This window comes from Cellulomonas carbonis (assembly GCF_014636275.1).
GTDB classification, from domain to species: Bacteria; Actinomycetota; Actinomycetes; order Actinomycetales; family Cellulomonadaceae; genus Actinotalea; species Actinotalea carbonis.
Map to the genome: position 1 here is coordinate 183,577 of NZ_BMEB01000005.1, position 23,297 is coordinate 206,873.

General features: G+C 73.5%; 18 protein-coding genes and 1 tRNA gene. 9 read left to right on the forward strand and 10 right to left on the reverse strand.

Annotated elements, in window-relative coordinates; all coding sequences use genetic code 11:
• Positions 1 to 149: 149 nt before the first annotated feature.
• A complete protein-coding gene (gene mobF, locus IEV86_RS14980) occupies positions 150 to 3,731 on the reverse strand; it encodes a MobF family relaxase (protein WP_052425756.1) in 3,582 nt (1,193 codons plus the stop codon).
• 328 nt (positions 3,732 to 4,059) lie between these two features.
• Between mobF and IEV86_RS14985 the strand changes: the two genes are divergently transcribed.
• From IEV86_RS14985 to IEV86_RS14995, 3 genes are read left to right on the forward strand one after another with little or no spacing between them, the layout of a single operon-like run.
• Positions 4,060 to 4,524 carry a hypothetical protein gene (locus IEV86_RS14985; protein WP_052425757.1) on the forward strand — a complete coding sequence of 155 codons (465 nt, stop codon included), beginning with the start codon at positions 4,060 to 4,062 and terminating at the stop codon, positions 4,522 to 4,524.
• A 45-nt stretch (positions 4,525 to 4,569) separates the two neighbouring features.
• The gene (locus IEV86_RS14990) at positions 4,570 to 4,992 is read left to right on the forward strand and encodes a hypothetical protein (RefSeq protein ID WP_043602018.1); all 423 of its coding nucleotides are present in this window, start codon (positions 4,570 to 4,572) and stop codon (positions 4,990 to 4,992) included.
• A complete protein-coding gene (locus IEV86_RS14995) occupies positions 4,989 to 6,353 on the forward strand; it encodes a hypothetical protein (protein WP_043602019.1) in 1,365 nt (454 codons plus the stop codon). Before IEV86_RS14990 ends, IEV86_RS14995 begins: the two co-directional genes overlap by 4 nt.
• Positions 6,354 to 6,458: 105 nt before the next feature.
• On the opposite strand, the gene IEV86_RS15000 is transcribed toward IEV86_RS14995, so the two are convergent.
• The 3 genes from IEV86_RS15000 to IEV86_RS15010 all read right to left on the reverse strand — a co-directional run bounded on the left by IEV86_RS15000 (position 6,459) and on the right by IEV86_RS15010 (position 11,362).
• Positions 6,459 to 7,901, reverse strand: a complete 1,443-nt coding sequence (locus IEV86_RS15000) for a hypothetical protein (RefSeq protein WP_229734675.1) — start codon at positions 7,899 to 7,901, stop codon at positions 6,459 to 6,461.
• A 224-nt stretch (positions 7,902 to 8,125) separates the two neighbouring features.
• A tRNA-Met gene (locus IEV86_RS15005) sits at positions 8,126 to 8,202 on the reverse strand.
• Between the two features lie 154 nt (positions 8,203 to 8,356).
• A complete protein-coding gene (locus tag IEV86_RS15010; protein WP_043602021.1) occupies positions 8,357 to 11,362 on the reverse strand; it encodes a UPF0182 family membrane protein in 3,006 nt (1,001 codons plus the stop codon).
• A 123-nt stretch (positions 11,363 to 11,485) separates the two neighbouring features.
• Between IEV86_RS15010 and IEV86_RS15015 the strand changes: the two genes are divergently transcribed.
• Entirely contained in the window at positions 11,486 to 12,100 is a 615-nt protein-coding gene (locus IEV86_RS15015; RefSeq protein WP_043602023.1) for a PPA1309 family protein, read from the forward strand.
• 51 nt (positions 12,101 to 12,151) lie between these two features.
• Here the strand turns inward: IEV86_RS15015 and IEV86_RS15020 are convergent, their stop codons facing one another.
• Entirely contained in the window at positions 12,152 to 13,357 is a 1,206-nt protein-coding gene (locus IEV86_RS15020; protein WP_229734676.1) for a YlbL family protein, read from the reverse strand.
• A gap of 234 nt (positions 13,358 to 13,591) precedes the next feature.
• Here IEV86_RS15020 and IEV86_RS15025 point away from each other — a divergent pair, with 234 nt between their 5' ends.
• Positions 13,592 to 15,112, forward strand: a complete 1,521-nt coding sequence (locus tag IEV86_RS15025) for a zinc-dependent metalloprotease (RefSeq protein ID WP_052425758.1) — start codon at positions 13,592 to 13,594, stop codon at positions 15,110 to 15,112.
• A gap of 66 nt (positions 15,113 to 15,178) precedes the next feature.
• Here IEV86_RS15025 and IEV86_RS15030 read toward each other — a convergent pair whose 3' ends face one another.
• The gene (locus tag IEV86_RS15030) at positions 15,179 to 15,817 is read right to left on the reverse strand and encodes a M48 metallopeptidase family protein (RefSeq protein WP_043602025.1); all 639 of its coding nucleotides are present in this window, start codon (positions 15,815 to 15,817) and stop codon (positions 15,179 to 15,181) included.
• A 194-nt stretch (positions 15,818 to 16,011) separates the two neighbouring features.
• Between IEV86_RS15030 and IEV86_RS15035 the strand changes: the two genes are divergently transcribed.
• Together IEV86_RS15035 and IEV86_RS15040 are read left to right on the forward strand one after the other, a co-directional pair.
• The gene (locus tag IEV86_RS15035; RefSeq protein WP_188484738.1) at positions 16,012 to 16,167 is read left to right on the forward strand and encodes a DUF5679 domain-containing protein; all 156 of its coding nucleotides are present in this window, start codon (positions 16,012 to 16,014) and stop codon (positions 16,165 to 16,167) included.
• Positions 16,168 to 16,369: 202 nt separating this feature from the next.
• The gene (locus tag IEV86_RS15040; protein WP_052425759.1) at positions 16,370 to 17,428 is read left to right on the forward strand and encodes a ThiF family adenylyltransferase; all 1,059 of its coding nucleotides are present in this window, start codon (positions 16,370 to 16,372) and stop codon (positions 17,426 to 17,428) included.
• Between the two features lie 54 nt (positions 17,429 to 17,482).
• Here the strand turns inward: IEV86_RS15040 and IEV86_RS15045 are convergent, their stop codons facing one another.
• The 3 genes from IEV86_RS15045 to IEV86_RS15055 all read right to left on the reverse strand — a co-directional run bounded on the left by IEV86_RS15045 (position 17,483) and on the right by IEV86_RS15055 (position 20,483).
• Positions 17,483 to 17,839: a WhiB family transcriptional regulator gene (locus IEV86_RS15045; protein ID WP_043602027.1), complete on the reverse strand. Its 357-nt coding sequence runs from the start codon at positions 17,837 to 17,839 to the stop codon at positions 17,483 to 17,485.
• A 140-nt stretch (positions 17,840 to 17,979) separates the two neighbouring features.
• Positions 17,980 to 18,216, reverse strand: coding sequence for a hypothetical protein (locus IEV86_RS15050; RefSeq protein ID WP_152605510.1), 237 nt, complete (start codon positions 18,214 to 18,216; stop codon positions 17,980 to 17,982).
• Positions 18,217 to 18,431: 215 nt separating this feature from the next.
• Positions 18,432 to 20,483, reverse strand: coding sequence for an ATP-dependent helicase (locus IEV86_RS15055; protein WP_043602031.1), 2,052 nt, complete (start codon positions 20,481 to 20,483; stop codon positions 18,432 to 18,434).
• Positions 20,484 to 20,652: 169 nt separating this feature from the next.
• Here IEV86_RS15055 and IEV86_RS15060 point away from each other — a divergent pair, with 169 nt between their 5' ends.
• Positions 20,653 to 20,877: a mycoredoxin gene (locus tag IEV86_RS15060; RefSeq protein ID WP_052425765.1), complete on the forward strand. Its 225-nt coding sequence runs from the start codon at positions 20,653 to 20,655 to the stop codon at positions 20,875 to 20,877.
• A 65-nt stretch (positions 20,878 to 20,942) separates the two neighbouring features.
• Here IEV86_RS15060 and nudC read toward each other — a convergent pair whose 3' ends face one another.
• A complete protein-coding gene (gene nudC, locus IEV86_RS15065; protein WP_052425766.1) occupies positions 20,943 to 21,908 on the reverse strand; it encodes an NAD(+) diphosphatase in 966 nt (321 codons plus the stop codon).
• A gap of 123 nt (positions 21,909 to 22,031) precedes the next feature.
• Here nudC and IEV86_RS15070 point away from each other — a divergent pair, with 123 nt between their 5' ends.
• Positions 22,032 to 23,282 (forward strand): phosphotransferase, encoded by a 1,251-nt coding sequence (locus IEV86_RS15070; RefSeq protein WP_152605511.1) that lies wholly within the window; start codon positions 22,032 to 22,034, stop codon positions 23,280 to 23,282.
• Positions 23,283 to 23,297 lie beyond the last annotated feature (15 nt).

Genomic DNA, 23,297 nt, shown 5'->3' on the forward strand with positions numbered 1-23,297 from the left:
GGCGACCCAGACCTCGAGTTTGTCGAGGTAGTGACGCTGCTCCTCTGGAGTGTGAGCGGCCCAGAGGAGCGGAATCGGGGGCCCACTCGGCTGATACAGCATGGGCTCCGGGAAGAACCCATCAGAACCGGGTCGAGGTGAGGTGGCGGTCATCGGATGACGCTCCGTTCGGTGTCGACGGCTGGGCTGTGCTTCGCCAGCGATGCTGTTGGGCGGTCTCCGGCGGTCCCCGCCGTGAAGTCATCGCGCGCCACGTGCGCTGCGACGCGGGTGCGCCAGGTCCACCCGTCGGCTGGGTCGTCGGGTGCCCGGCCGAGCCCGACGAGCCAGTCCGAGCGTGCATCAATGGCCTGGCCGGTGACGGCCTCCGTTCGCTCAGCGATGAGCTGGTCGACCTGCTGCAGGAGGTCCGCGATCTCGTCGGGCGCATCCGCCACGTCGGGGGTGACGCGGATCGTCCCGGGGTCGTCGACCTGGGTGCGCAGCCAACGATCGACCCGGTAATGCAGGACGGCGGCGACATCGTGCGCGGGGGATGCGCCGTCGGTGGGTCGGTCGGCGACGAGGCTGTCCAGGACCTGCCGCATGGGGTGCCCTAGGGTGCGGCCGCGCTCCAGTGCTGTGATGAGCGGTCCGCGGGCGGGTGAGGTGGTGATCTGCTCGCACTGGTCGGCCGTGAGGCCGACGTCGGGGAAGGTGGCGTCCCAGCGGGGTCCGGCGGCGTCGGCGATCAGGGTCTGGCGGATGGGCTCGAGTCGTCTGAGGGAAGCGACGTCGTCTTGCCAGGCGGCGATGATCTCGGTGGCGGACAGCTCCGCGCCGGAGGTGGCGAGGATGGCCGCGAAGGCGTCGTCGCCGTCTGGTCCGCTCTGGTCTCCTGGCAGGTGGTCGCAGGTCGGGTCGACGTCGTCCAGGGCGAGGTAGACGTGGTTGTCGTGGCGGCCGCGGGTCATGGCGACGTAGAGGTTCTCGCGGACCATGCCGGGTGACGCCAGGACGTGCGCCCGGTCCACGGTGATGCCTTGGGCGCGGTGCGTGGTGGTGGCGTACCCGAGCTCGACGTGCTCGGCGACGTACCCGGCCGGGAGCGTGATCTCTTCGCCGGTGGCGGTCATCGCGGTGCCAGGGCGGGCGACGGGGGTGACGGTGAGCGCGCCGTCAATGATGGCGGTGACCTGCCACAGGTCGCCGTTGCGGACGTAGCCGTGCGGAGCGCGCAGGCGTCGGTTGTTCGCGCGGGTCAGGACGCGGTCGCCGACGGCGATCTGGGTCCCGTCGGCCTTGGTGAGGCCGTCGTGGGCGACGAGACCGTCGGCGACGCGGTCGTTGTGGGCGCGGTCGTTGAGGACGTCGACGGTGTGCGAGTCGGCGGCGATGAGAATCGCCGGGATGCCGTTCTCAGTATCGGCCTGCCAGGCGGTGTATGCGTCTTCGGCCATGACCTCCTTGGGACCAGCGCTGATCCGGTCGTGCTCGGCATAGACCTCGATCACAGCCCGGTCTCCTGTCCGGAGGCGCCGGGTGGCGGCAGCTTCCCAGGGCTGGCTGAACCGCCACAGGGAGGTCAGGGTGGCGGGTCGCGAGCGTTCGGCGAGCAGGTGGAACGCGCCGCCGGCGTCGACCGCGGAGAGCTGCTTGTGGTCGCCGACCAGTAGCACCTTGGCTCCGGCGGCGGACGCCTGCGCGGTCAGGGCGTCGAGGGTGAACGTTCCGGCCAGGGAGGCCTCGTCGACGATGAGCAACTGGTCGCGGCGCAGCCGGTAGCGCTCCCCCTGGGCGGTCAAGGTGTTGATCGCGGTGTCGATCGTGCGGAGCCGGGTGCGCTGGTCGACGCCGCAGGCGGCGGTGCGCTCGGCGTGCAGGTGCGCCAGAAGGTCCTCACGGCGTTCGGCGCCGGGGCCGGTGGACTCGTGCAGCCACTTGGCGGTGTTCTCGCACTCGATTCCCAGAGCGTGGCCGAGCTCTGCGGCCGCCGTCGCCGACGGGGCGAGGCCGACGACGGCGCCACGGCCGTAGGTCTGCTCCCACACGCCCTTCAACGCCGTCAGCGTCGTCGTCTTGCCCGTGCCCGCCGGCCCGACAAGGACCGTCAGTCGCGCCGGTGACGCGGCGACGTGCTCGACGGCGTCGGCCTGGTCTGGGGCCAGCGTGACGGCGCGCCCACCCGTGCGCTGCACCGGTCGGGAAGTCACGGCCTTCGCGACCCAGGCCGGCGAGGAGGGTGCCCCTGCGTCGAGGGTCGCCGCGTCGAGGAGCCGTGCTTCGGCATCCAGGACCTGGTGGTGGGTGTACCGGTCCTCCCCGGCACGGGTGAACTGCGAGGCGCCATCGGGCCGCGTGTACGTGGCGGGGACGGTCAGCGGGTCCGGCGCCTGGAGGCTCACGCACGAGGCGAGGGCGGCGTCGGTGACGCGCTCGAGCAGGGCGATGCGATCGGCGGGGGTGGCGATGCGGATCGCCCTGGTGGACCGAGCCGCTTCCGCCATGACGTTCCACCGGGTCCAGGTCGACCTTCGTGTCATCACCTGTCCGATCGTGTGCTCGGCGAGGCGGTCGATGACGGGCGACGGGATCTGGTCGGCGCGCTGCGCGACTGTGTGGGACAGGCGCAGGACGGCAGCGGTGAGCTCGGGGGGCGTCTTGCCGGTGCGGCGGGTGGCCCGTGCCTTCCACACCGTCATCAGGTCGGCGAGCGGGGTGACGTGCTTGTCGGGGCGGGTGGCGCGGGTGACCTGCTGGCGGAGCCGGGAGACCTCGATACGGTTCGGGCCTCGGCCGTGGGCTGCGTAGAACTCACCCAGCACTCCCGTCATCGCCTCGTCGATCTGCGTGGTGCGGGTCGAGAACTCCGCCATCAGCGCGTCATCGACCCCGTCGAGCTCGAACCCGGGGGTGCGGCGCGGTCCGCGATGACGCCACCCGAACTGCACGGGTAGGCGGCGGGCGATCTCGTCGGTGAGCAGGTCGTCGTAGACCTCCGAGATCATCACGACCGCGTGGTGCAGCGCCCTCGAGTCGAGCGACAGCCAGGCTCCTCGCGGGCCCTGGACCTTGTTGGCGACGACGAGGTGCGTGTGCAGGTTGGGGTCCCCGGCGCGAGAGTCCCAGTGGTCGAACCCGGTGGCGATCAGGCCGCTGACGCGGTGCTGCTGGCATCCATTGGTGCCCGTACGCGTGAACGCGGCGGTGTCCTCCAGGAAGGCGAGGGCCTGCTCGACGGCGGCCCGATGTGCGCCCAGGACCGCAGCCTGGGTCGTCGTGTCGGAGACGGCCCAGAGCGCCGAGATCGACTTCGGCGGGCTGAACGTCAGGTCGAACCCGGCTACGGCCGATGGCGTGTGCTTGGCCAGTTCGACACGGGTGATCGTGGCGATCGCGGCGTCGCGGGCTTCACCGGTCAGCTCCCGCGGGAGGGCAGCCACCTGCGCGGCGATGCGCTCCGCCGCCGGCGTGTAGGTCCGGTACGCCCGGCCGAGCGGGACACCTGTGGTGGGGTCCTTGCCCTGGCCGTACAAGTTCGCCATCTGCGGCTCTGTGACCACGGTTCCGGCGGTTAGCCCCCGATCGCCCACGGCGTCCAAGCCGCGCCCGTACCAGCGGCCGGGAGGGTTGCCCGAGGCGGTGTAGTACGCCGTCAGCTCGTCCTTCGCTGACCGCCGGCAGTCGCCCGACGCGGTGTGCTTGATCAGGTACTGGTAGCCGGCGCCGGCCGTCAGTCGGTGCATCGTCATTACCACGGCCGGTCACCGCCCACTGCTGCCGCCGCAGCGGTTCCCGCGCCCCACCAAACGCACACGCGGCCCGTCGGTGGCGTCGTCCTCGTGGTTCTCACCCCACCTGGTGTGCAGACCAGGGCTACAAGATGCACCGCCTCGCGCCCGGTTAAGCCTCGAATGCCAGACGTGTCAATGACCTCCTGCCTCTCAGCTCGTCGGCTTCGCCGCGGTCGGTGCACACCTCTCTCTGCCACGGCTCTGTCCACAGCCGGAGGGTCGGTCGCACCTCTCCTCGGCGGCGGCCGTGGAAGTTGGCGGCGACGTCAGTTGGAAGGAGACGGTCATGAACAACATCGACACGAGGACGAGCACGCGCCTTCGGCAGTGGGCGGCAGGCCTGCTCCCCCTTGAGGCGGCGGTCGAGCTGCTGCTGCGCGCCTTCGGCGGCCGGTTCGCGGACCCCGCGCTCCCATGGGTTCGCCTCGACGGCGACGTCACCTGGCTGGACGCCGACGCCCTGTGCGAGCACGCCGCCGTCCTGTCTGGCGGTGAACGCCGCCTGCTGTTCGTGGTGGCGTCGCTGCTCGACGAGCGCCCACTCGACGTCGTCGACGTCGTCACCGGCCTCGACAGAGAGAACCTCCACCTGGTCCTGGCGGCCTTCGCCCATGCCGGCGGCTCCCACACCGCGACCGTGCTCGATCACGTCGACGGCAAGGTGCGCTTCTCCACTCCCGGTGCCCTCATCCCGTGGCCCGACAGCCGGGCCACAGGTCGGTCATCTTCGGCGCCCGCCGCGCACACCTGAGAGCGAAGGCGGCACGACGACGTCGCCCGCGACGAGGAGGACCCGATGACGACGACCTGGAGCGGCCCCGCCGAGGTCCTGCTGCACGACGCCGATACCGGGTGGTCGGGCATCTGGGCGCTGACGCACACCGCAGCAATGGGGGCCTTGAACCTGGCCATGACCGTGCCGCTCGGCGTCGGGGTGTCGGTCTCCTACGCCGCTATGGACTTCCGTGAGGCCCAGGACGAGCTCGAGTGGGCTCGTCCCGACGTCCGAACCACCGTCACCCCGGTCCGGCTCGGCACCGTCCGCCCGGAGGATGCCAACGAAGCCCGGGCGGTCCTCGATCGCCTCGCCGCGGCAGCCCTCGACCGAGCGGCCGCCCTGGCGGAAGTCGAGACCGACCTCCCCTCGCAGGCGGCGCTCTCCCGCGTGATGGCCCGGCTGATCACCGGGCGGGCCAAGGTCACCGGACGTTGGTCATGACCACCTACCCCGACCTCCTGGCCCAGACGTCGGCGCACGTGCGCGACGCCGCCACCGTCCTCCGTGCGGACCGCTTCTGGACCCCGCGGGAGGCACTCGATGCGATCGGCGACTACCACGGACTCCTCGACGCCGTCGCTTCCCACACCCGACGCCTGCTGTGGCCGGCGCAACTCGGACGGATAGGCCTGGCCCGCCGCCGCGACGGCATACCACCGGTCGAGCGAGCCGCCATCAAGCTGGCCGCCGGCATCGAGGCCCTCACCGGCGAGGCGAGGCCTCACCCGTCCCAGATCGGCGGAGCAGGAACGCCGTGGGCACGCGCCGCGCTGTCGCTACGCGCGGCCGCCGACCTCGTCGCCACGCACTACACGCGTGAAGGACGACCGCGAACACCAGACGCCGCCCACACGACGACGGCGACCTTCGACGCCGGTCTCGCCGACCTCGGCAACCTAGCCCAAGCGGTCCTCGCCCACGAAGACCCGTTGGCGCTCCGCGCCATCCAAGCGGGCGTGCCCCGCGGCGTCGTTGCGCGGCAGCTGCCCGGGCTTGAGCACCTCGCCGATCTCGCTCGGAAGCTCCCGACCGAGATGCCTGAACGGCTCGAGGCTCAACTCGACGCTCTCGGTCAGGTCCCCCTGCGGCCTCGCACGGACGACCCAGCGACCGAGCTGACGGATCGGATGGTCCGGCTCCGCCAGGCCACCTGGGAACTCACGGGCAACCGGTCCGACGCGCTGGCCTCACTGCGGACGATGGCCGGCCTCGGCATCGCCGTCCACGCCCACGCCGCCGCCTTCCACGGGGCGGACCTTGCAGCGCCCGACACCGCCGGCGCGGGCCGAGGAGCCGGCGCCCTGGTCGGACATGCGCGCGCGTGGCAGCGCCTCCACCACGCACTGTCGGAGTTCGCGATCCTTGCGCCGACCGCGACGAGCATCCGGGACGACGCCGCAGCCGTCGGTCGTCTCCTCCGAGAACTCGCCCCGATCGAGCACCGCCACGGGTCCGCGCCCTTCACCCCGGCCGAGCGGCAGATCGCCGCGAGACTCAACGGCGCCGTACAGCTCATGGCCGACGTCGCCGTCCACGAGGGAACGACGTTCGATCGGCTGGCTCGAGCCGGCCTCCTGTACATGCCGGCTCGCATGTTGCCGCGTGACCTGGTGAGTGAGCGACCTGACCTCGCCACCGCTCGGCTGGAGCAGCGCCTCGTCCACGCACCGGACGTCATCACCGGAGCCACGGCACGGCTGTATGCCGAAGTCGCCTCTCACCCGATCGATGTCCCGACCGCAGCACCCGTCGGCCGTCTCGCACCCGCTTCGACGGACGCGTCTCCGATCTCCATGGCATAGCTGGCAAGCGCCCGCTGGCCACATCCAGCAAGGGGCACCCATGGCAGGCCCAGTTCATCGCCGAAGCCGCTCATGCGCGCCCGTCCAGTCTGGACTGGGCTCGACCTACACAGGACGCTCGCGCGCCTTCTTAACAATCTTGGTGTCGAGCCGGAGCTGATCCGGCGTCCCGGTGAATGCACGGATGTCCGCCAGGAGCGACCTATCGGTCATCGAGGTCAGCTTGAGCTCGATGATGTCCAGTAGGGCGGCCCACTGCGTTCGGCCACTCGAGGAACTGAGCCGGCTAGAGACGTCGGGGGCGAGGAAGCTGCGGAGCATTCGGCTCGCGGCATCGCTGTCGAGCTGACTGAGCAACTCCTGGTAGATGGTCGACGCGACCCATGAGACGCCCGAGCCGTTCCCAAGGAACGTACGCACGAGCGTCTTGACGTACTGGTCGCGGACTGGGCGAGGGATATCGCCGTTGCTGCCGGCGAGCGCGGCAACCCGGCGGGCGGGGGCGATCTCGTTGCTGAAGTTGTCCCAACCCTGATGGGCGGTCATAAGCGCCTCGAGCGCCTCAGACATCTCGGCGGCACGGACGTCGGCGTTCAGATAGAACGCGCCGTTGACGAGGTCGAGCAGCTCGCGGCCCGCGGTCGCGATGTCGGTGTCGGCGGACGCGCGGGCGCGCGCGTGCCGCACACCGAAATTGTGCCGAGTGTCCTCGTCGACGAACGGCCACAACTTCGGCCACAGGGTGCGCACGTTGTCGGCAACGACCGGCGTCCGCGCCGGCGCGGTGTAGAGACCGAACAGGCCGTTGGCTAGGGTGGCTGCGCGGTCGGGCGGTAGCTGGTCGAAGAACACCGCAGCGTCCCGGACAGCGTCGTCCGTGAGGCGATCGCGCTTGATGTTCGAGAGCAGCTTGCCGGTGTTCGCGGTGACAGTGTCCGGCGGGGTGATGATCACCTCACGGATGCAGACCTGCATCCACTGGGCGAGGTCCAGACCGGTCAGCGTGACCTGGTTCGGGTGAGCGGCGCTGGCGTGGTTGCGCATGTATCGCACGTGGTCCAGGCGCTTGTAGCCCACGTCCGTGATCAGGCCGATCTCCCGAGCTGCATCCAGCAGGTTCTGGTCGTTGATCAGCTTGAGGTCGGCCTCCGACTTCAGAGACTTACGGAGGTCGCCCGAACCGACGGCGATGTCGAAGAAGTAGTTGAGGTCGAAACCCGCGACCCGGCGGCGCAACTCGTTGACGAGCTCGTCCCACAGGTAGTTCAGGGCGGCATCGAACAGCCCGACGGTGGCGGCCGCGATCATCTTGCTGATGTAGAACGACCTGCCACGGACTTCGGGCGGGAGGGGAGCGAGTACCCCACCGATGTTCTGGACGAGTACCGCCCGCTCGTTGACGTCGACAAAGACGTCATGCGAGGGCAGCCCGCCACGCTCGAGTTCAGCCCGGACCGTCGCCTCGAAGCGGGCCAGATCGCCTAGGACTCCGACTGGACCCGCTGCGGCGACGTCGGTGTCGTGCGCCCGTGGCGCGATCTCGCTCACAGTCAGCCAGCCTAGGGCTTCTGTACCGCCGGTCGGCCGCGTCGTTTCACGGTGCGATGGCCGCCCGCCCTGACCGTAGATTCTCCCCCGGGCGCACATCTACCGCCGTAACGCGCGCGTGTCCGCGAGCATCCGCCGGCGTCCGCTGCTGACCAAGTGCTTACCGCAACGTCAGAGGCCCTCCCGATCTGATGATCGGGAGGGCCTCTGACCTCCTACTTCACTGGTAGCGGGGGCAGGATTTGAACCTGCGACCTCTGGGTTATGAGCCCAGCGAGCTACCGAGCTGCTCCACCCCGCGTCGGCTCCGTAACCATATGCGGGCCGTCCCGCCCGGGGCAAATCCGCCGGACGGGACGTGCGTCACACCGCGTCCACACACGGTCGAGGAGACGGTCACCCCACGGACACCCGGGCGTCGCGCGCGTCACGCCGCCCGGGTGCCCCGTGCCGGCTCAGCCCTCGAGCTCCGCCTCGGCGGCGATCGCCCGCTCGAGCGCGTCCTGCAGCCGCTCCTGGGCCTCGCCGTACGCCGCGAAGTCGTTGTCCGCGAGCGCCGCCTGGCCGTCCTGGAGCGCCTCGTTCGCGTCCGCGAGCGCCTGGTCGAGCCGCGCACGCGCGTCGCCCGCGTCGGTGCCCGGGTCGGCCGGCGTCGTCGGCTCGGTCGTGGGCTCGGTGGTGGGCTCCGTGGTCGGCGCGGGCTCCTCCTCGCCGTCGGGCAGCGGCTCGACGGGCGCGTCGGGCACCGTCTCGAGGTCGCCGTCGTCGGCGTCGGGCTCGACGCCCGCATCACCGCCGAACACCTGGTCCAGGGCCTCCTCGAGGGTCTCGGCGAAGCCGATCTCCTCGCCGAACGAGACGAGGACGCGCTGCAGGAGCGGGAACCGGGTGCCCTCGGAGGCCTGGACGTACACGGGCTGCACGTACAGCAGGCCGCCGCCGACCGGCAGGGTCAGCAGGTTGCCGCTGACGACCTGCGAGTCGCCGAGCTGGAGCACGTTGAGGCTCTCGGAGACGTCGGGGTTCGAGCGGAAGGCGTTCTGCACCTGTCCCGGCCCTGGGACGGTCGAGTTGCGGGGCAGCTCGAGCAGCCTGAGCTGTCCGTAGCCCTCGCGCCTCTCCCCCGCGGTGTCGCCCGGCTCGGCGTCGACCGCGAGGAACCCGGTGAGCACCTGGCGGTCGGTGTTGCCGCCCGGGACGAACGTCGACGTCAGGGAGAAGGTCGACTCCTCCTGGGTGGGCATCTGCAGCGTGAGGTAGTACGGCGGCTGCAGCTGCGTCTCGGTCACGGGGTCGACCGGGTTGCGCCAGAAGTCCTGACCCGAGTAGTACTCAGCGGCCGTCTCGACGTGGTACGTCGCCAGCAGCGCGCGCTGGACCTTGAACAGGTCCTCCGGGTACCGCAGGTGGCTCATGAGCTCGCCGCTGATCTCGCTGATCGGCTGCACCGCCGTCGGGAACACGTTGGTCCACGTCTGCAGGACCGGGTCCTCGGTGTCCCACGCGTAGAGGGTGACCTCGCCCGTGTACGCGTCGACCGTCGCCTTCACCGAGTTGCGGATGTAGTTGACGCGCTGCGGCGCGAGCTCGGCGATGACGTCCGACCGCGCGGTGAGCGAGTCGAGCGTGATGTCCTCGAGCGGGCGCGACGCCGAGTACGGGTACTGGTCCGACGTCGTGTAGCCGTCGACGATCCACAGCACGCGGCCGTCGACCACGGCGGGGTACACGCGCGTGTCGAGCGTCAGGTACGGGGCGACCTTGGCCACGCGGTCGCGCGGGTCCCGCTCGTAGAGGATCTGCGACTCGGTCGTCACGCGGTCCGAGAAGAGGATCTGCTCCGAGCCGAACTTCAGCGCGTAGAGCAGCTTGTTCCACGCGTTGCCGACGCTCGGACCGGCTGCGATGTCGTCCGTGGGGTAGGTCGTGTTGACCTGGCCGCCGGCCTCGTCGTCGGGGAAGTCGAGCTCCCACGGGTCGGTCCCCTCGGGCGCCCCGACGATCGAGTACTCGGGCATGCTCTGGCCGAAGTAGATGCGCGGCTCGTACTCACCCAGCGCACCCGTCGAGGGGATGCCCCCCTGGAAGAACGCCGGGCGGCCGTCGGCCTGCGTCGTGTTGCCGTACGCGGCGACGACGCCGAAGCCGTGCGTGTAGACCGTGTGGTCGTTGACCCAGGTGCGCTGGTTCGCGCCCAGGCCCTGGAGGTTGAGCTCGCGGACCGCGATGACGGTGTCGCGCTGCTCGCCGTCGATCTCGTACCGGTCCACCGACAGCGTGTCGGGGAAGTTGTAGTACTGCTTGTTCTGCTGGAGCTGGCGGAACGAGTTGCTCACGACGGCGGGGTCGAGCAGGCGGATGCTCGCCGTCGTCTCGGCGTCCTCGCGCAGCGCGCCCTGCTCGGGGTCGAGCGTGGCCTCGTAGTTGGTGACCTCGACGTCGTCGATCCCGAACGCGTCGCGCGTCGCGTCGATGTTGCGCTGGATGAACTCCGCCTCGGCGGTCTGCTCGTTCGGGGCGACCTGGAAGCGCTGGACGACGGCCGGGTAGATGCCGCCGACGACGACCGCCGAGACCACCATGACGCCGACGCCGATGGCCGGGAAGCGCCACGACCCCTGGACCGCCGCGGCGACGAACGCGAGCGCGACGACGACGGCGACGCCCGCGAGGATCATGCGCGACGGCAGCACCGCGTTGACGTCGGCGTACGACGCACCCTCGAACCGCTCGCCGGCCTTGGTCAGCAGCGAGTACTGGTCGAGCCAGTAGTTCGCGGCGACGAGCAGCATGATGACCGCGCCGATCGACGCGAGGTGGATCCGTGCCGCGCGCGTGGTCCGCTCGCCCGTGCCGCCCAGGCGCAGGCCGCCGTACAGGTAGTGCGTCGCGACGGCGGAGATGCCCGCGATGATCGCGACCGCCATGAGGAACGACACCACGAACCGCAGCGCGGGCAGCGTGAACATGAAGAACGACAGGTCGAGCCCGAACTGCGGGTCGGTCTGGCCGAACGGCTCGCGGTTGAGCAGCAGCAGCACGGTCTCCCACTGCGCCGACGCGGCCGCCCCCGCGAAGAACCCGAGCAGCCCGGGCGCCACGAGCATGACCAGGCGGCGCAGCGGCTCGATCATCTCGCGGTACTGGTCGAGCGACGCCTGCTCGGGCGTCGACGGCGCGTAGATGGGTCGCGACCGGTACGCGACCGACAGGCTGGCGAACACGCCTGCCGCCATGAGCCCGAACCCGCCGGCGAACAGCAGGCCGCGCGTCAGCCACTCGGTCCGCAGGACGTCCACGTAGCCGACGACGTCGTACCAGAGCACCTCCGTCCACAGCTGCGCCGCGATCATCAGCAGCACGCCGAGGGCGGCCAGCACGACGATCGTCGGTGCGAGCGCACCTCGACGTCGGCCACCCGGGCGGGCGGCGGCGGGACGGGGGGTTGAGGCGAAGCTCACGTCTGCACCTTCGGGTCGTCGACAGGACGGCGACCGCCGTCGACGCACCGGCACCGCGACGGACCACCGGCGGGACAACGAGCAGGCCAGGGCCCAGGTTCCCACACCTGCGACGATGGGGGCATGACGGACGCCACCCAGCCCGCCCCGCACGAGGAGCCGCACGACGAGCGGCAGGACGAGCAGACGGGGGCGACGGCCCCCGACCCGGCGACGGCGCACCTGGCGACGTCGGTGCGCGAGATCGAGCGTCACGTCGCGGGCGGCGGCTGGGACGGTCCCGTGCGGGTCTTCGCGCTCGTGAGCACGGCCGCGGCGCTCGAGGCCGAGCCCGGCCTCGCCGCGCAGCTCGCCCCCGAGGTGGTCGACGCCGCACGCGGCGACGAGCACCACCTCACCTCGGTCGAGCAGGAGGGGCTCCCCCAGGTGGAGAGCCTCGAGGAGCTGCTCGGGATCCTGACGTGGCCCGACACGGTCGCGGGCGCCGCCGTCGTCGTCGAGCGCGTGGTCCTGCCCTCGGCCGCGGAGGACGCGATGCCCGCCGACCCCGACGAGGCGCTCGCGTACCTGATGGGTCACCCCGACCGGCAGGACGTCCGCATCGCCGTCGGCGCGCTGCGCACGGGCGAGACCTGGTCGGTGCTGCGCACGCGCGCCCACGACGACGACGCCGCCGTCGCGGGCGGGCCCGACCTCGTGCCGGGCCTCACCGAGGCGATCCGCGCGACGTTCCTCTGACCGTCGCCCGTCCGGCCCGCCGGGCGGGGAGCGGTCGAGGCGTGACCGGCGTCAGCCGCCGCAGGAGGGCAGGTCCGCGCCGTCGCCGGCGCCGATCGCCTCGAGCGCGTCACGGGCCTCGGCGAGCGTGCCGACGGCCACCACGCGCAGCCCGTCGGGGACGTGCCCCACGACCTCCCCGCAGTTGTCCTCGGGGGCGAGGAACCACGTCGCGCCGTCGCGCAGCGCCCCCACGAGCTTCTGCCGGATGCCGCCGATCGGGCCGACCTCGCCCGAGGAGTCCACGGTCCCGGTGCCCGCGACGGTCAGCCCGCCCGTCTCGTCCGCCTCCGTGAGCCGGTCGACGATGCCGAGCGCGAACATCATCCCCGCGCTCGGGCCGCCGATGTTCTCGATCTGGATCTGCACGTCGACGGGCAGGTCGAACTCCGGGTCGACGTAGACGCCGAGCAGCGAGCCGCCCTCGCCGTCGTCCGTCGTCGTGATCTCCAGGTCGGTCGGCTCGCCGCCGCGCAGCACGCCGAGCGTGACGGTGGTCCCGCCCGGGATCTCGTCGAGCAGCCGCGTCAGGTCCGAGAACCCCGCGAGGTCCTGCCCCTCGAGCGACACGATCACGTCGCCCTCCTCGACGACGTCGACCGCGCCCGTCCCCGGCACCGCGCCCTCGACGTCGAGGACCGCGGGCACCTCGAACCCGAGCTCCTCGAGCGCCGCGACCGTCGCGTTCTCCTGCGAGGAGACCATCGAGGCCTGGTTGCGCTCGTCGATCTCCTCCTGCGACTCGTCGGGCGCGAACACCTCCTCGACGGGACGCACCGCACGCGCGGGGTCGAGCCACCCGCCGACCAGGTCGAGCAGCGTCACCGGGTAGCCCGGGCCGCCCGAGACCGAGACCGTCGTGAGGCGGAGCTCACCGGTCGACTCGTACGTCGGCGTGTCGTCCTCGACCGTGATGAGGGGCGTCCCCCCGCTGTCGCCGAGGGTGTCCCGCGTCGGCCCGGGCGAGGAGATGGCGTAGGGCACCGGCACGAGCGCCGCGATCGCGACGAGGAGCGTCGTCGCGACGGTCGCGACCGAGAGCGTCACGGCGCGCGGCGTGACCGGCACGGGTGCCCAGTCGGCGGGCTGGTCGGCGAAGGGGTCGTCCTGCGGCGGCGCCGCGGCGGCGTGCCGGCCCTCGCGACGGAGGCGTGCTGCCTGCGGGTCGGCTGCCGGTTCCGTCCGGTCGGCGCGCAGGCGCATGCGGGGGCGGTTCACCGGGACATCATCCCCGCCCTTCCTGGGCGGCGGCGACGCGGTCCGCGGGGGGCACGACGACGAGCACGACGACGGGCACGGTGACCGCACCGGGCGCGGGTCCCCGACGGCACGCAACCCGGCCGGACCGGCTGCGCCCAGAGCGAAAGGTCACCCGGCACGGCGTCCGGAGCGCCCGACGGCCGGGCGCTGCGCCTACCGTGGTGACCGGCCCAGCCCGAGGGAAGGACACCGATGAGCACCCCGCCCCCTGACCCCGACCGGCCCGACGTCCCGCCGCAGTGGGAGGCCCTGCTACGGCAGATGCTCGGCGCCGACGCCGACGAGGTCATCGAGGAGATCCGCGAGCGCGGGCTGCCGGGCATGACCGACGCCGAGGGCCGGCCGCTCGACCTCTCGCAGATCGCCGAGGCGGCGGGGCTGCCGTCCGACCCCGCCGCGCTGTCGGCCATGTTCCAGCAGGTCCAGCGCCTCTTCGCGCAGGGCGGGACGGGCCCGGTGAACTGGGACGTCGCGCGGGACCTCGCACGCCAGACGGCCGTGGCCGAGGGCGACCCCGTCGTCGGGGAGGCGGAACGGCGCCAGGCGGTCGACGCGCTCGGCGTGGCCGAGCTGTGGCTCGACGCCGCGACCGACCTGCCAGCCGCGGGCGGCCCCGCCCGGGTGTGGAGCCGCTCGGAGTGGGTCGAGAGCACCATGGGGACGTGGCGCACGCTCGCCGAGCCGGTCGCGGGCTCGGTCGCCGACGCCCTCGCCGCCGCGCTCGCGTCGCAGGCGGAGGACCTCGCCGCGTTCGGCGGTCCCGAGGTCACCGAGGGCGCGCAGGGCATGCTCCGCCAGCTCGGCGGCGCGGTCTTCGGCATGCAGGTCGGCCACGCGGCCGGGACGCTCTCGCACGAGGTCTTCGGCTCGACCGACGTCGGCCTGCCCCTCATCGCCGGCCCCGGCACGGCGCTCGTGCCGCGCAACGTGGCCGCGTTCGCCGAGGGGCTCGACGTCCCGGTCGACGAGGTCCGCATCTTCCTCGCGCTGCGCGAGGCGGCCCACGCGCGGCTCTTCACGCACGTCGGCTGGCTGCGCGGCCACCTCATGGGCGCCGTCGACGCCTACGCGCGCGGCATCACGATCGACATGGACGCGATGGAGGAGGCGGTCCGCCAGATCGACCCGACCGACCCCCGTGCGCTCCAGGAGGCGCTGTCCGGGGGCGTCTTCTCGCCCGAGAACACCCCGGCGCAGCAGGCCGCGCTGACGCGCCTCGAGACCGCGCTCGCGCTCGTCGAGGGCTGGGTCGACGAGGTCACGGCCGCGGCCGCCGCTCCGCACCTGCCGCACACCGTCGCGCTCCGCGAGATGCTGCGGCGCCGCCGCGCGGCCGGCGGACCCGCGGAGCAGACGTTCGCGACCCTCGTGGGGCTCGAGCTGCGCCCGCGCCGGTCGCGCGACGCGGCCCGTCTCTGGGCCGAGATCGCACGCGAGGGCGGGGCCACGGCACGCGACGCGGTGTGGGACCACCCGGACCTGCTGCCGACGCCCGACGACCTCGACGACCCGACGGGCTGGTCCGCACGACGTGCGGCCGCGGGCGACGACCACGCCGACCTCGACCGCGCGCTCGCCGAGATCTTCGCGGCGGACGACGCCGCCGGCCACGGCGAGCAGGGCCCGACGGCGGAGGCGAGCTCCGGCGAGGGCGCTTCGGACGAGGGCCCGACCACCTCCGACGACGACGGGACGGGCTCCGGCAGGGCCTGAACCCGGCCCGGGAGCCGCTCCCGACGTCCGGGTGGACGGGTGTCCGGGTGCGTCCCGGCGCTCGGCTCAGGAACCCCGTGGGTCGGTCAGGTCGTCGACGTCGTCCGTCGTGACGGCCACCTCGTCGTCGGGAGGACCTTCTCCCTCGCCCGGCTCGAGCTCGTCGTCGTCCTCGTCGGACCGTGCGGCGTCGGACGCGAAGGCCCAGCCCTCGAGGAAACCCCGCGCGCGCTCGGTACGGGGGTAGGCGCCGACGGCTGCCCAGAACTCGGGGCCGTGACCGCTGTGGATGAGGTGCGCGAGCTCGTGGACGAGCACGTAGTCCAGGACCCACCGGGGCATCCCGCGCACGCGCGTCGACACCCGGATCGACCCGTCGGACGGCGTGCAGGAGCCCCAGCGCCGGCCCTGGTTGCTCGACCACGCGACGCTCGTCGGTCGAGCGCGCCCACCCAGGTAGCGCGCGGACAGGTCGGCGGCGCGTGCCGCGAGCTGGTCGTCGGAGGGCCGCCGGCGGCGGTCCTGCGCGGCGAGCTTGGTCACCATGCGGCGGACCCACTCGCGCTCCTGCGCGGGTGTGAAGCGCGCCGGGATCGCGACGACCGTCCGGCCACCCTCCCGGAACGCGGTCACGGTCCGGACGCGCCGCGCGCTCCGTCGCACCTCGACGAGGTCGCCCTCGGCCGGCGCGTCGTCGTGAGCCACAGGAGCACCGTAGCGCTCGACCTGCGGCGCCCCGCACGATCTTCCCCAGGGCGCGCCGGGGCGCCCGAACGGCGTTCGTGCGCAGCGGCCACTACGCTGTCCGTCGCTGGGAGACGCCCGGGCCACCGCCCGCGGCTCCCCCGCCGGCCGGGTCGATCACGTCCGGTGCGCAAGCCTTTCGAACGGAGAACCTCATGGCCGAGACCTACAAGGGCGAGTTCTACTGCGTGAAGTGCAAGGAGAAGCGCGAGGCGGAGGGCGAGGTCGTCGTCGCCAACGGGCGCAAGATGGCCAAGGGCACCTGCCCCGTGTGCAGCACGAAGCTGAACCGCATCCTCGGCAAGGCCTGACGGACCTGCTGCACGAAGGCGGCCCCCTGCGGGGGGCCGCCTTCGGCGTCTCCGGGACACGGCGGCCCGGCTGCACCGCGACGCACCGCGCGCGGGGCGCCGCCGCCGGCGCGCCGCACGTCCGCCGCGGACGGCTCCCTGTGGACAACCCGCGGTCGTCCACGTCGGCCACCACGCTGAGGGTCCGACGTGAGGAGAACCAGTGCGTGTACGACCGGGGATCAGCGTCCTGTGGCGCGGGCCGACCCAGGTCCAGGTGGGGACCGACCCGCGCTGGGCGGTCACGCTCGGCCAGCTGAGCCCGCCCGCCGCCCGCGCGCTCGCCGGCCTGGCGGGGGGCGCGGACGTGCGCGTCATCCACGCGCGGCTGCGGGCCGAGGGCGTGGAGCCCGAGGAAGGACGCGCCGTCGTCGCGCTGCTGCGGTCGGTGAACCTGCTGACGGACAGGGCGCCCGACCCGCCGGCGTCGCACGACCACATGGCGTGGTCCCTCCTGGACGCGACCGGGACCGCGACGGCGCTGCTCGGGCGACGGTCCCGCGCGCACGTGCGCGTCGTCGGGCTCGGCCGGCTCGGGACGGGGATCGCCACCGCACTCGCCTCGGCGGGCGTCGGGACGGTCCAGCCGGTCGACGACAGGTCGGTGACCTCCGCTGACGTCGGGGCGACCGGCCTGCGGCCCGACGACGTCGGCGCGCGGCGCGACGCGGTGGTCCGCCGACTCCTGCACGAGCTCGCGCCCCACGTGCGCACCGGGGCGGGGCGGCCGGACCTGGTGGTGCTGGTCGAGCAGCAGGTCGCCGACCCGCGACGCCACCTCGGGCTCATGGCGGACGACGTCCCGCACCTCGCGGTGGTCGCACGCGAGGCGTCCGTCTCCGTCGGACCGCTGGTCCGGCCCGGGGACGGCCCGTGCCTGCGCTGCGTCGAGCTCCACCGCGGCGACGTCGACGACGGATGGCCCGCCGTGGCGGCCCAGCTCGCGGGTGCCGTCCGGCCCGTCGTCGGGGGCGAGGAGACCACGCTCGCCGCGACGGCTGTCGGGTTCGCGGCGGCGCAGTGCCTCGCGGCGGTCGACGGTCGCCCGGCGACCACCGACGGGGCGTCGGTCGAGCTGCGCCTGCCCGACCTCATGCCGGTCGTCACGTCGTGGGCGCCCCACCCGGACTGCGGCTGCGCCGGGCCCGTCGAGCGCGGCTGCGCCGGGCCCGTCGAGGAAGAACGTGCGACGGCGGGCGCGCTGCCCGCCGCCGGGCGCTGACCGTCCGGGGTGCGACCACGGGACCCCCACCCGAGGCGGTGGGGGTCCCGTGCGTCATGCCGCCGGGGCGGCCTCGTCCTTGCGCGGTCGGCCGCGGCCCCGCTTGCGCGGGACGACCACACCGCCGACGAAGACCTCGCCGCCCCAGACGCCCCACGGCTCCTCGCGGGCGATGGCGCCGGCGAGGCAGCCCGCTCGGACGGGGCACTCCTGGCACAGCGACTTCGCCAGCTCGACGTCCGCCGTGGACTCGGCGAACCACAGCTCGGCGTCGTGCTCCCGGCACGGGATGAGGGTCGCGACCAGCCGGTCGAAGGCGTCGCCGTCGGTGGCGGCGGAGGTGGTGGGCGTCGTGGGCCAGGGGCCGGATCCGCCCTGGTTCAGCGTGTCGAGCAGCGTCGTGAGCCGCACGATGTCCTCCTGGTGTCGGAGTTGGTCAGCTGGTCTTCTGTGCCGGGAACGGCGGACCTTCGCCGACCACCCGATCGGGTGGAGGAAAGACGAAGGCCGCGGGTCCCGAGTGGACTCCGCGGCCTGTGCTTGCTCGGTCGTCAGACCGGGGAAGCCCCTGGGAGGGAGTCGAGCTCGGTGGCGTCGGCGATGGGAAGGCCGCCGCGCTTCGCGTCGGTGCGACCGAAGCCGTACCGGGAAGCGGGACGAAGGCCGCCCAGCCCGTCACGACGCCGCACGATCTGCGCGCCTGCGGGCACACCACGCCCCTGGAACGAGGTCGGGGTGGGCGCGACGGGACGGGAGAACGCGGACGTCACCACTGTCGTCATCTCCATCACGTGCCACCTCCTCTCGTTCCGGGCCCGACCTCTTCGGTCCGACCCTGCTCACAAGGACGGGAGAAACCCTAGGACCGCGTCCTGAACGGGCACAACCTATTTATCCGACGAGTTCTCGACGAGTTTCTTCCGGGGCTCCCGCAGGTCCGAGAACGCGCCCGGGACAGCGGCTCCGGCGGCTCCGAGGACGTGCCCGGGACACTCGGCCGCGGTCACCGCCCGGACGACGCGCGACCGCGGCGATGGGCCTCGACGACAGCGAGGAGCGACTCGCCGTAGACCGTGCTGCGCGTCTGGCCGATCCCGGGCACCCGCGCGAGCTCGGCGGCCGTCGTCGGCGCCGACGCCGCGAGTCCGCGCAGGGTCCTCTCGCTGAGCACCATGCTCGGCGCGGTGCCGCGCTCCTCCGCGGTCGCGCGCCGCCATTCGCGCAACGCCTCGTACAGCGCCGGGTCGGCGTCGTCGGGGTCGACGGTCGCCACGCTCGTCCGTCCAGGGCCTCGGCCGGCCGGCGTGCGCACGTCGGCACCCGTGCGGGTCCCGCGGCGGGAGGACGACGCGTCGTCGGGCCAGATCCGGTCGAGGAACCGCGTCCGCCGCCGGTTCGGCCGGCCGCCGGGGTTGCGGGCACGCGCGTAGGACAGCTCGAGGTGCTCGCGGGCTCGCGTGATGCCGACGTACAGCAGGCGTCGCTCCTCGGCGACCGCCGCATCCGTCTCCGCGAGGGAGATCGGCAGCAGGCCCTCGCTGAGGCCGGTGAGGAAGACGGCGTCCCACTCGAGCCCCTTCGCCGCGTGGAGCGATGCGAGCGTCACGCCGTCGACGGCGGGGGCGTGCTGCGCCGCGGCGCGCTCGTCGAGCTCGGCGACGAGTGCCGGGAGACCGGTGCCGGGCGTCGCCGCGAGGTCGTCCGCGAGGGCGACGAGGGCCTGGAGCGAGTCCCAGCGTTCGCGGACCGCACCGCGCGCCGCGGGCGCCTCGGGCGTCCAGCCGGCCGTCGCGAGGACGTCGCGCACCGCGTCGCCGAGGGGTGCGTCCGCCATCGAGCGCGCCGCGCCGCGCAGCAGGAGGACCGCGTCACGGACCTCCTTGCGGGAGAAGAACCGCTCGCCCCCGCGCACGAGGTAGCCGATGCCGGCGTCCGCGAGCGCCTGCTCGAACGCCTCGGACTGCGCGTTGGTCCGGTACAGGACGGCGATCTCCCGCGCGGGCGTCCCGGCACGGACGAGTCGTCCGATGCGGGCCGCGACACCCGCGGCCTCGTCCTCGTCGTCGTCGTACGCCGTCAGACCCACGGGGGGACCGGGCGGCCGCTGGGCGACCAGCTCGAGACCGCCGACCTGGTCCCGGCCCGCGGCCCGCAGCGTGCGGTTGGCGAGGTCGACCACCTGCGGGGTGGACCGGTAGTCGCGCACGAGCCGCACGACCTCGGCGCCCGGGTGCTTCTGGGTGAACGTGAGCAGGTGGTACGGCGTCGCGCCCGTGAAGGAGTAGATCGTCTGGCTCGGGTCGCCGACGACGCACAGCTCGTGGCGGCCACCCAGCCACTGGTCGAGCAGGTGCTGCTGCAGCGGCGACACGTCCTGGTACTCGTCGACCACGAAGTGCCGGTACTGGCGACGCACCTCGTCGGCGATGTCCGGACGCGCCTGGAGGATGCCCGCGAGGACCAGGAGGACGTCCTCGAAGTCGATCACGCCGTGGTCCGTCTTGACGTCCTCGTAGGACGTGAGGAGCCGTGCGACCGTGGCCGCGTCCTGGCCCGCCGGCGTCGGGCGACCCTCCGCCGTGACCGCCGCCGCGTAGTCCTCCGCCGGGACGAGGCTCACCTTCGACCACTCGATCTCGGACGCGAGGTCCCGGACCGTCAGCCGGTCCGTCGCGAGCCCGATGCGGGACGCCGCCTCCGCGACGAGCCGCGCCTTGTGCTCGACGAGGCGCGGGACCGCGCCACCGACCGCCTTGGGCCAGAAGTAGCCGAGCTGGCGCAGCGCGGCCGAGTGGAACGTGCGGGCCTGAACCCCCGCGACGCCGAGGTCCCGCAGCCGGGTCCGCATCTCCCCCGCCGCGCGCGCCGTGAACGTCACGGCGAGGACGCTGGTCGGCGAGTACGTGCCGGTCTGCACGCCGTACGCGATGCGGTGCGTGATCGCCCGCGTCTTGCCGGTGCCCGCCCCGGCGAGCACGCAGACGGGGCCCTGGAGCGCCGTCGCGACGGCACGCTGGTCGGGGTCCAACGCGTCGAGGAGCTGGTCTGCGGACATCGCAGGAAGTGTCGCAGGACCCGCCGACACGCGTCCGCGCGGGCCGCCCGGCTGTGTGGCCCGGACCGCCGCTCGGGAAGTACCGCGGGCCCGTCGTCGTTACGGTGGTGCACCGATCCCCGACGAGAGGCACGACGTGACCACCCTGCCCGAGCCCGGCACCGTGACGATGTACACGACGACGTGGTGCGGCTACTGCCGCCGCCTGAAGTCGCAGATGGAGTCCGCGGGCGTCGCGTTCACGGAGGTCGACATCGAGCAGACGCCGGGTGCGGCCGAGATCGTCGAGCGGGTCAACGGCGGCAACCAGACCGTCCCCACGCTCGTCTTCCCCGACGGCAGCGCCGCGACCAACCCGTCGCTCGCCGAGGTCCAGGCACGCCTCAGCGCCTGACCCGTGGGCCGGGGCGTCGGCGGCGGCCCGGCCGGTCGCGCGCTGGTCAGTCGGACGGGCACACGTCAGTCGGACGGGCCCAGCGGGCCGCCGAACCACTGCTCGATGAGCGCCCGCGCGACCGACGTCCGCATCGGCAGGAGGACGTCGCCCGCGTCGACGGCCGCGGCGAGCTCGTCGCGCGTGAACCACCGCGCGTCGGCGAGCTCGTCGTGGTCGACCGTGATCCGCGTCGCCGTGGCTCGGGCCGTGCACGCGAGCATGAGCGACGCGGGGAACGGCCACGGCTGGCTGCCCTGGTAGGTGACCTCGCCGACCGGCAGACCGACCTCCTCCTGCACCTCGCGACGCACCGCGGCCTCGACCGACTCCCCCGGCTCGACGAAGCCCGCGAGGGTCGAGAACCGACGGGCGGGCCAGTGGGTCGCGTGGCCGAGCAGCAGCCGGTCGTCGTCGTCGACCACGGCCATGATCACCGCGGGGTCCGTGCGCGGGTAGTGCTCGCTGCCGTCCGCGGTGCAGCGGCGCGTCCAGCCCGAGGTCGCGGGCTCGGTCCGGGCGCCGCAGCGCGGGCACCGCGGGTGGCGCTCGTGCCACGCCGCGAGACCGACGGCCGTCGCGCCGAGGAGCGCACCCTCGTCGTCGAGCAGGTGGCCGACGTCGCGCAGCGTGGACCAGATGACGCCGGGCGGGTCCGCCGGTCCGGTGGGGACGCCCTCGATGTCGACGTCGCCCGCGGTGTCGGGCAGGACCAGCGCGTGCACCGCGCCGCCGTCGGCGCCGACGCCGAGGAAGACGCGGACCGTGCCGTCGGGCGCGCGGCCCGGGGCGAGGTGCGGGACGTCCTGCGGCGCCGGTGTGGCGAGCCTGGTCCCGGCGTCGTCCGCGTGGACCGCGAGCCGTCCGTCGCGCACGAGCACCAGACGCGTGCTGCTGTCGGCCCAGCCGTCGACCAACGTCCGCGGGTCCGCGCGGCGGTGCGCCGCGCGGTCGACGGTCCCACGGGCGAGCGGCAGCCTTGTCCAGTCCACGACCGTCACCGTACGTCGTCGCGTCGACGGCCCAGGTCCTCGGAGCGGGATCGAGGCGAGCGGTCCGCTGCGCCCCCGGCACGCCCTCGGTGCGGTCGACGGGTCCGCGGGTAGCGTTGGCCCGTGCCCCGCTCCCCCCTCACGCTCGCCGCGCTCGCGACCGTCGCCGTCCCGGGCCTCGACGCGTTCGACGCGCGGCCGAGCGGCCAGACCGGAGGCGACGTCGACGCCGCGGTGGTGCTCGGGGCGGACGGGCGGCGGTGGGTCGTGCGGGCGCCGCGCACGCCGACGGCGGGCGCCGCGCTCGAGGCGGAGGTCGTGCTGCTCGAGGCGCTCGTGCGCCACGTCGACGACGGCCGGCTCCCGTTCGACGTGCCGCGACCCGCGGGCTTCGCCCACCTCCCCGAGGGCGGACGCGCGATGGTGCACCCGCTGCTCCCCGGCCGGCCGCTGCCGCTCGAGCGGCTGGGACCGGGACCGGGACTCGCCGCAGACGTCGGCCGCGCGGTCGCGGCCCTCCATGAGCTCCCGCCCTCGACGGTCGAGGACGCGGGCCTGCCGGTCTACGAGGCGGAGGCGTACCGCCGTCGCCGCCTGTCGGAGGTCGACGAGGCGGCGCGCACGGGCCGCGTACCCGGGGGCCTGCTGCGCAGGTGGGAGCACGCGCTCGAGGACGTCGCGACGTGGCGGTTCCGACCGACGGTGGTCCACGGCGACCTCTCGGCCGAGCACGTCCTGCACGCCGGCGACCGGCTCACGGCCGTCCTCGGGTGGTCGGAGGCGAAGGTCGCGGACCCCGCCGACGACCTCGCGTGGCTGCTCGTCGCGGCGCCGCAGGAGGCGGTCGACCCGATCCTCGAGGCGTACCACCAGCGCCGGACCGAGCTGCGTGACCCGCACCTCGCCGAGAGGGCGCTGCTCGCCGGCGAGCTGGCGCTCGCGCGGTGGCTGCTGCACGGCGTCCGGGTCGACGACCCCGAGATCGTCGACGACGCGACGGCGATGCTCGTGGAGCTCGACGAGCACACCTCGGTCGAGGAGCCGCCGGTCGTCGCGGGGTGGGCGGCGACGGCGGATGGGCCCGAGGCCGACGGGCCGGTCCGCGGGGAGCCGCAGCCGACTGAGGACGAGGCTGTCGCCGGGGACGAGGCCGGGTCCGAGGGCGGGGTCGGGTCCGAGGACGAGGTCGGGTCCGGCGAGGAGCCCGGGGCTGAGGACGAGGTCGGGTCCGGCGAGGAGCCCGGGTCCGGGGACGTGGCCGGGTCCGAGCGCATCGCCGACCGTGGGGAGTCCCATGGCGAGGCGACCGTGGCTGCCGAGGTTCCGGACGTGGTCGAGGACCTGGGCGACGGCGACCGGCGTCCTCGGCACTGACGGCGGGCCGCACCG

What these genes read in the sequence shown, in the direction of transcription:
- mobF (WP_052425756.1), bottom strand. Translation starts at nt 3,731, where the DNA reads ATGACGATGCACCGACTGACGGCCGGCGCCGGCTACCAGTACCTGATC.
- IEV86_RS14985 (WP_052425757.1), top strand. Translation starts at nt 4,060, where the DNA reads ATGAACAACATCGACACGAGGACGAGCACGCGCCTTCGGCAGTGGGCG.
- IEV86_RS14990 (WP_043602018.1), top strand. Translation starts at nt 4,570, where the DNA reads ATGACGACGACCTGGAGCGGCCCCGCCGAGGTCCTGCTGCACGACGCC.
- IEV86_RS14995 (WP_043602019.1), top strand. Translation starts at nt 4,989, where the DNA reads ATGACCACCTACCCCGACCTCCTGGCCCAGACGTCGGCGCACGTGCGC.
- IEV86_RS15015 (WP_043602023.1), top strand. Translation starts at nt 11,486, where the DNA reads ATGACGGACGCCACCCAGCCCGCCCCGCACGAGGAGCCGCACGACGAG.
- IEV86_RS15025 (WP_052425758.1), top strand. Translation starts at nt 13,592, where the DNA reads ATGAGCACCCCGCCCCCTGACCCCGACCGGCCCGACGTCCCGCCGCAG.
- IEV86_RS15035 (WP_188484738.1), top strand. Translation starts at nt 16,012, where the DNA reads ATGGCCGAGACCTACAAGGGCGAGTTCTACTGCGTGAAGTGCAAGGAG.
- IEV86_RS15050 (WP_152605510.1), bottom strand. Translation starts at nt 18,216, where the DNA reads ATGGAGATGACGACAGTGGTGACGTCCGCGTTCTCCCGTCCCGTCGCG.
- IEV86_RS15055 (WP_043602031.1), bottom strand. Translation starts at nt 20,483, where the DNA reads ATGTCCGCAGACCAGCTCCTCGACGCGTTGGACCCCGACCAGCGTGCC.
- IEV86_RS15060 (WP_052425765.1), top strand. Translation starts at nt 20,653, where the DNA reads ATGTACACGACGACGTGGTGCGGCTACTGCCGCCGCCTGAAGTCGCAG.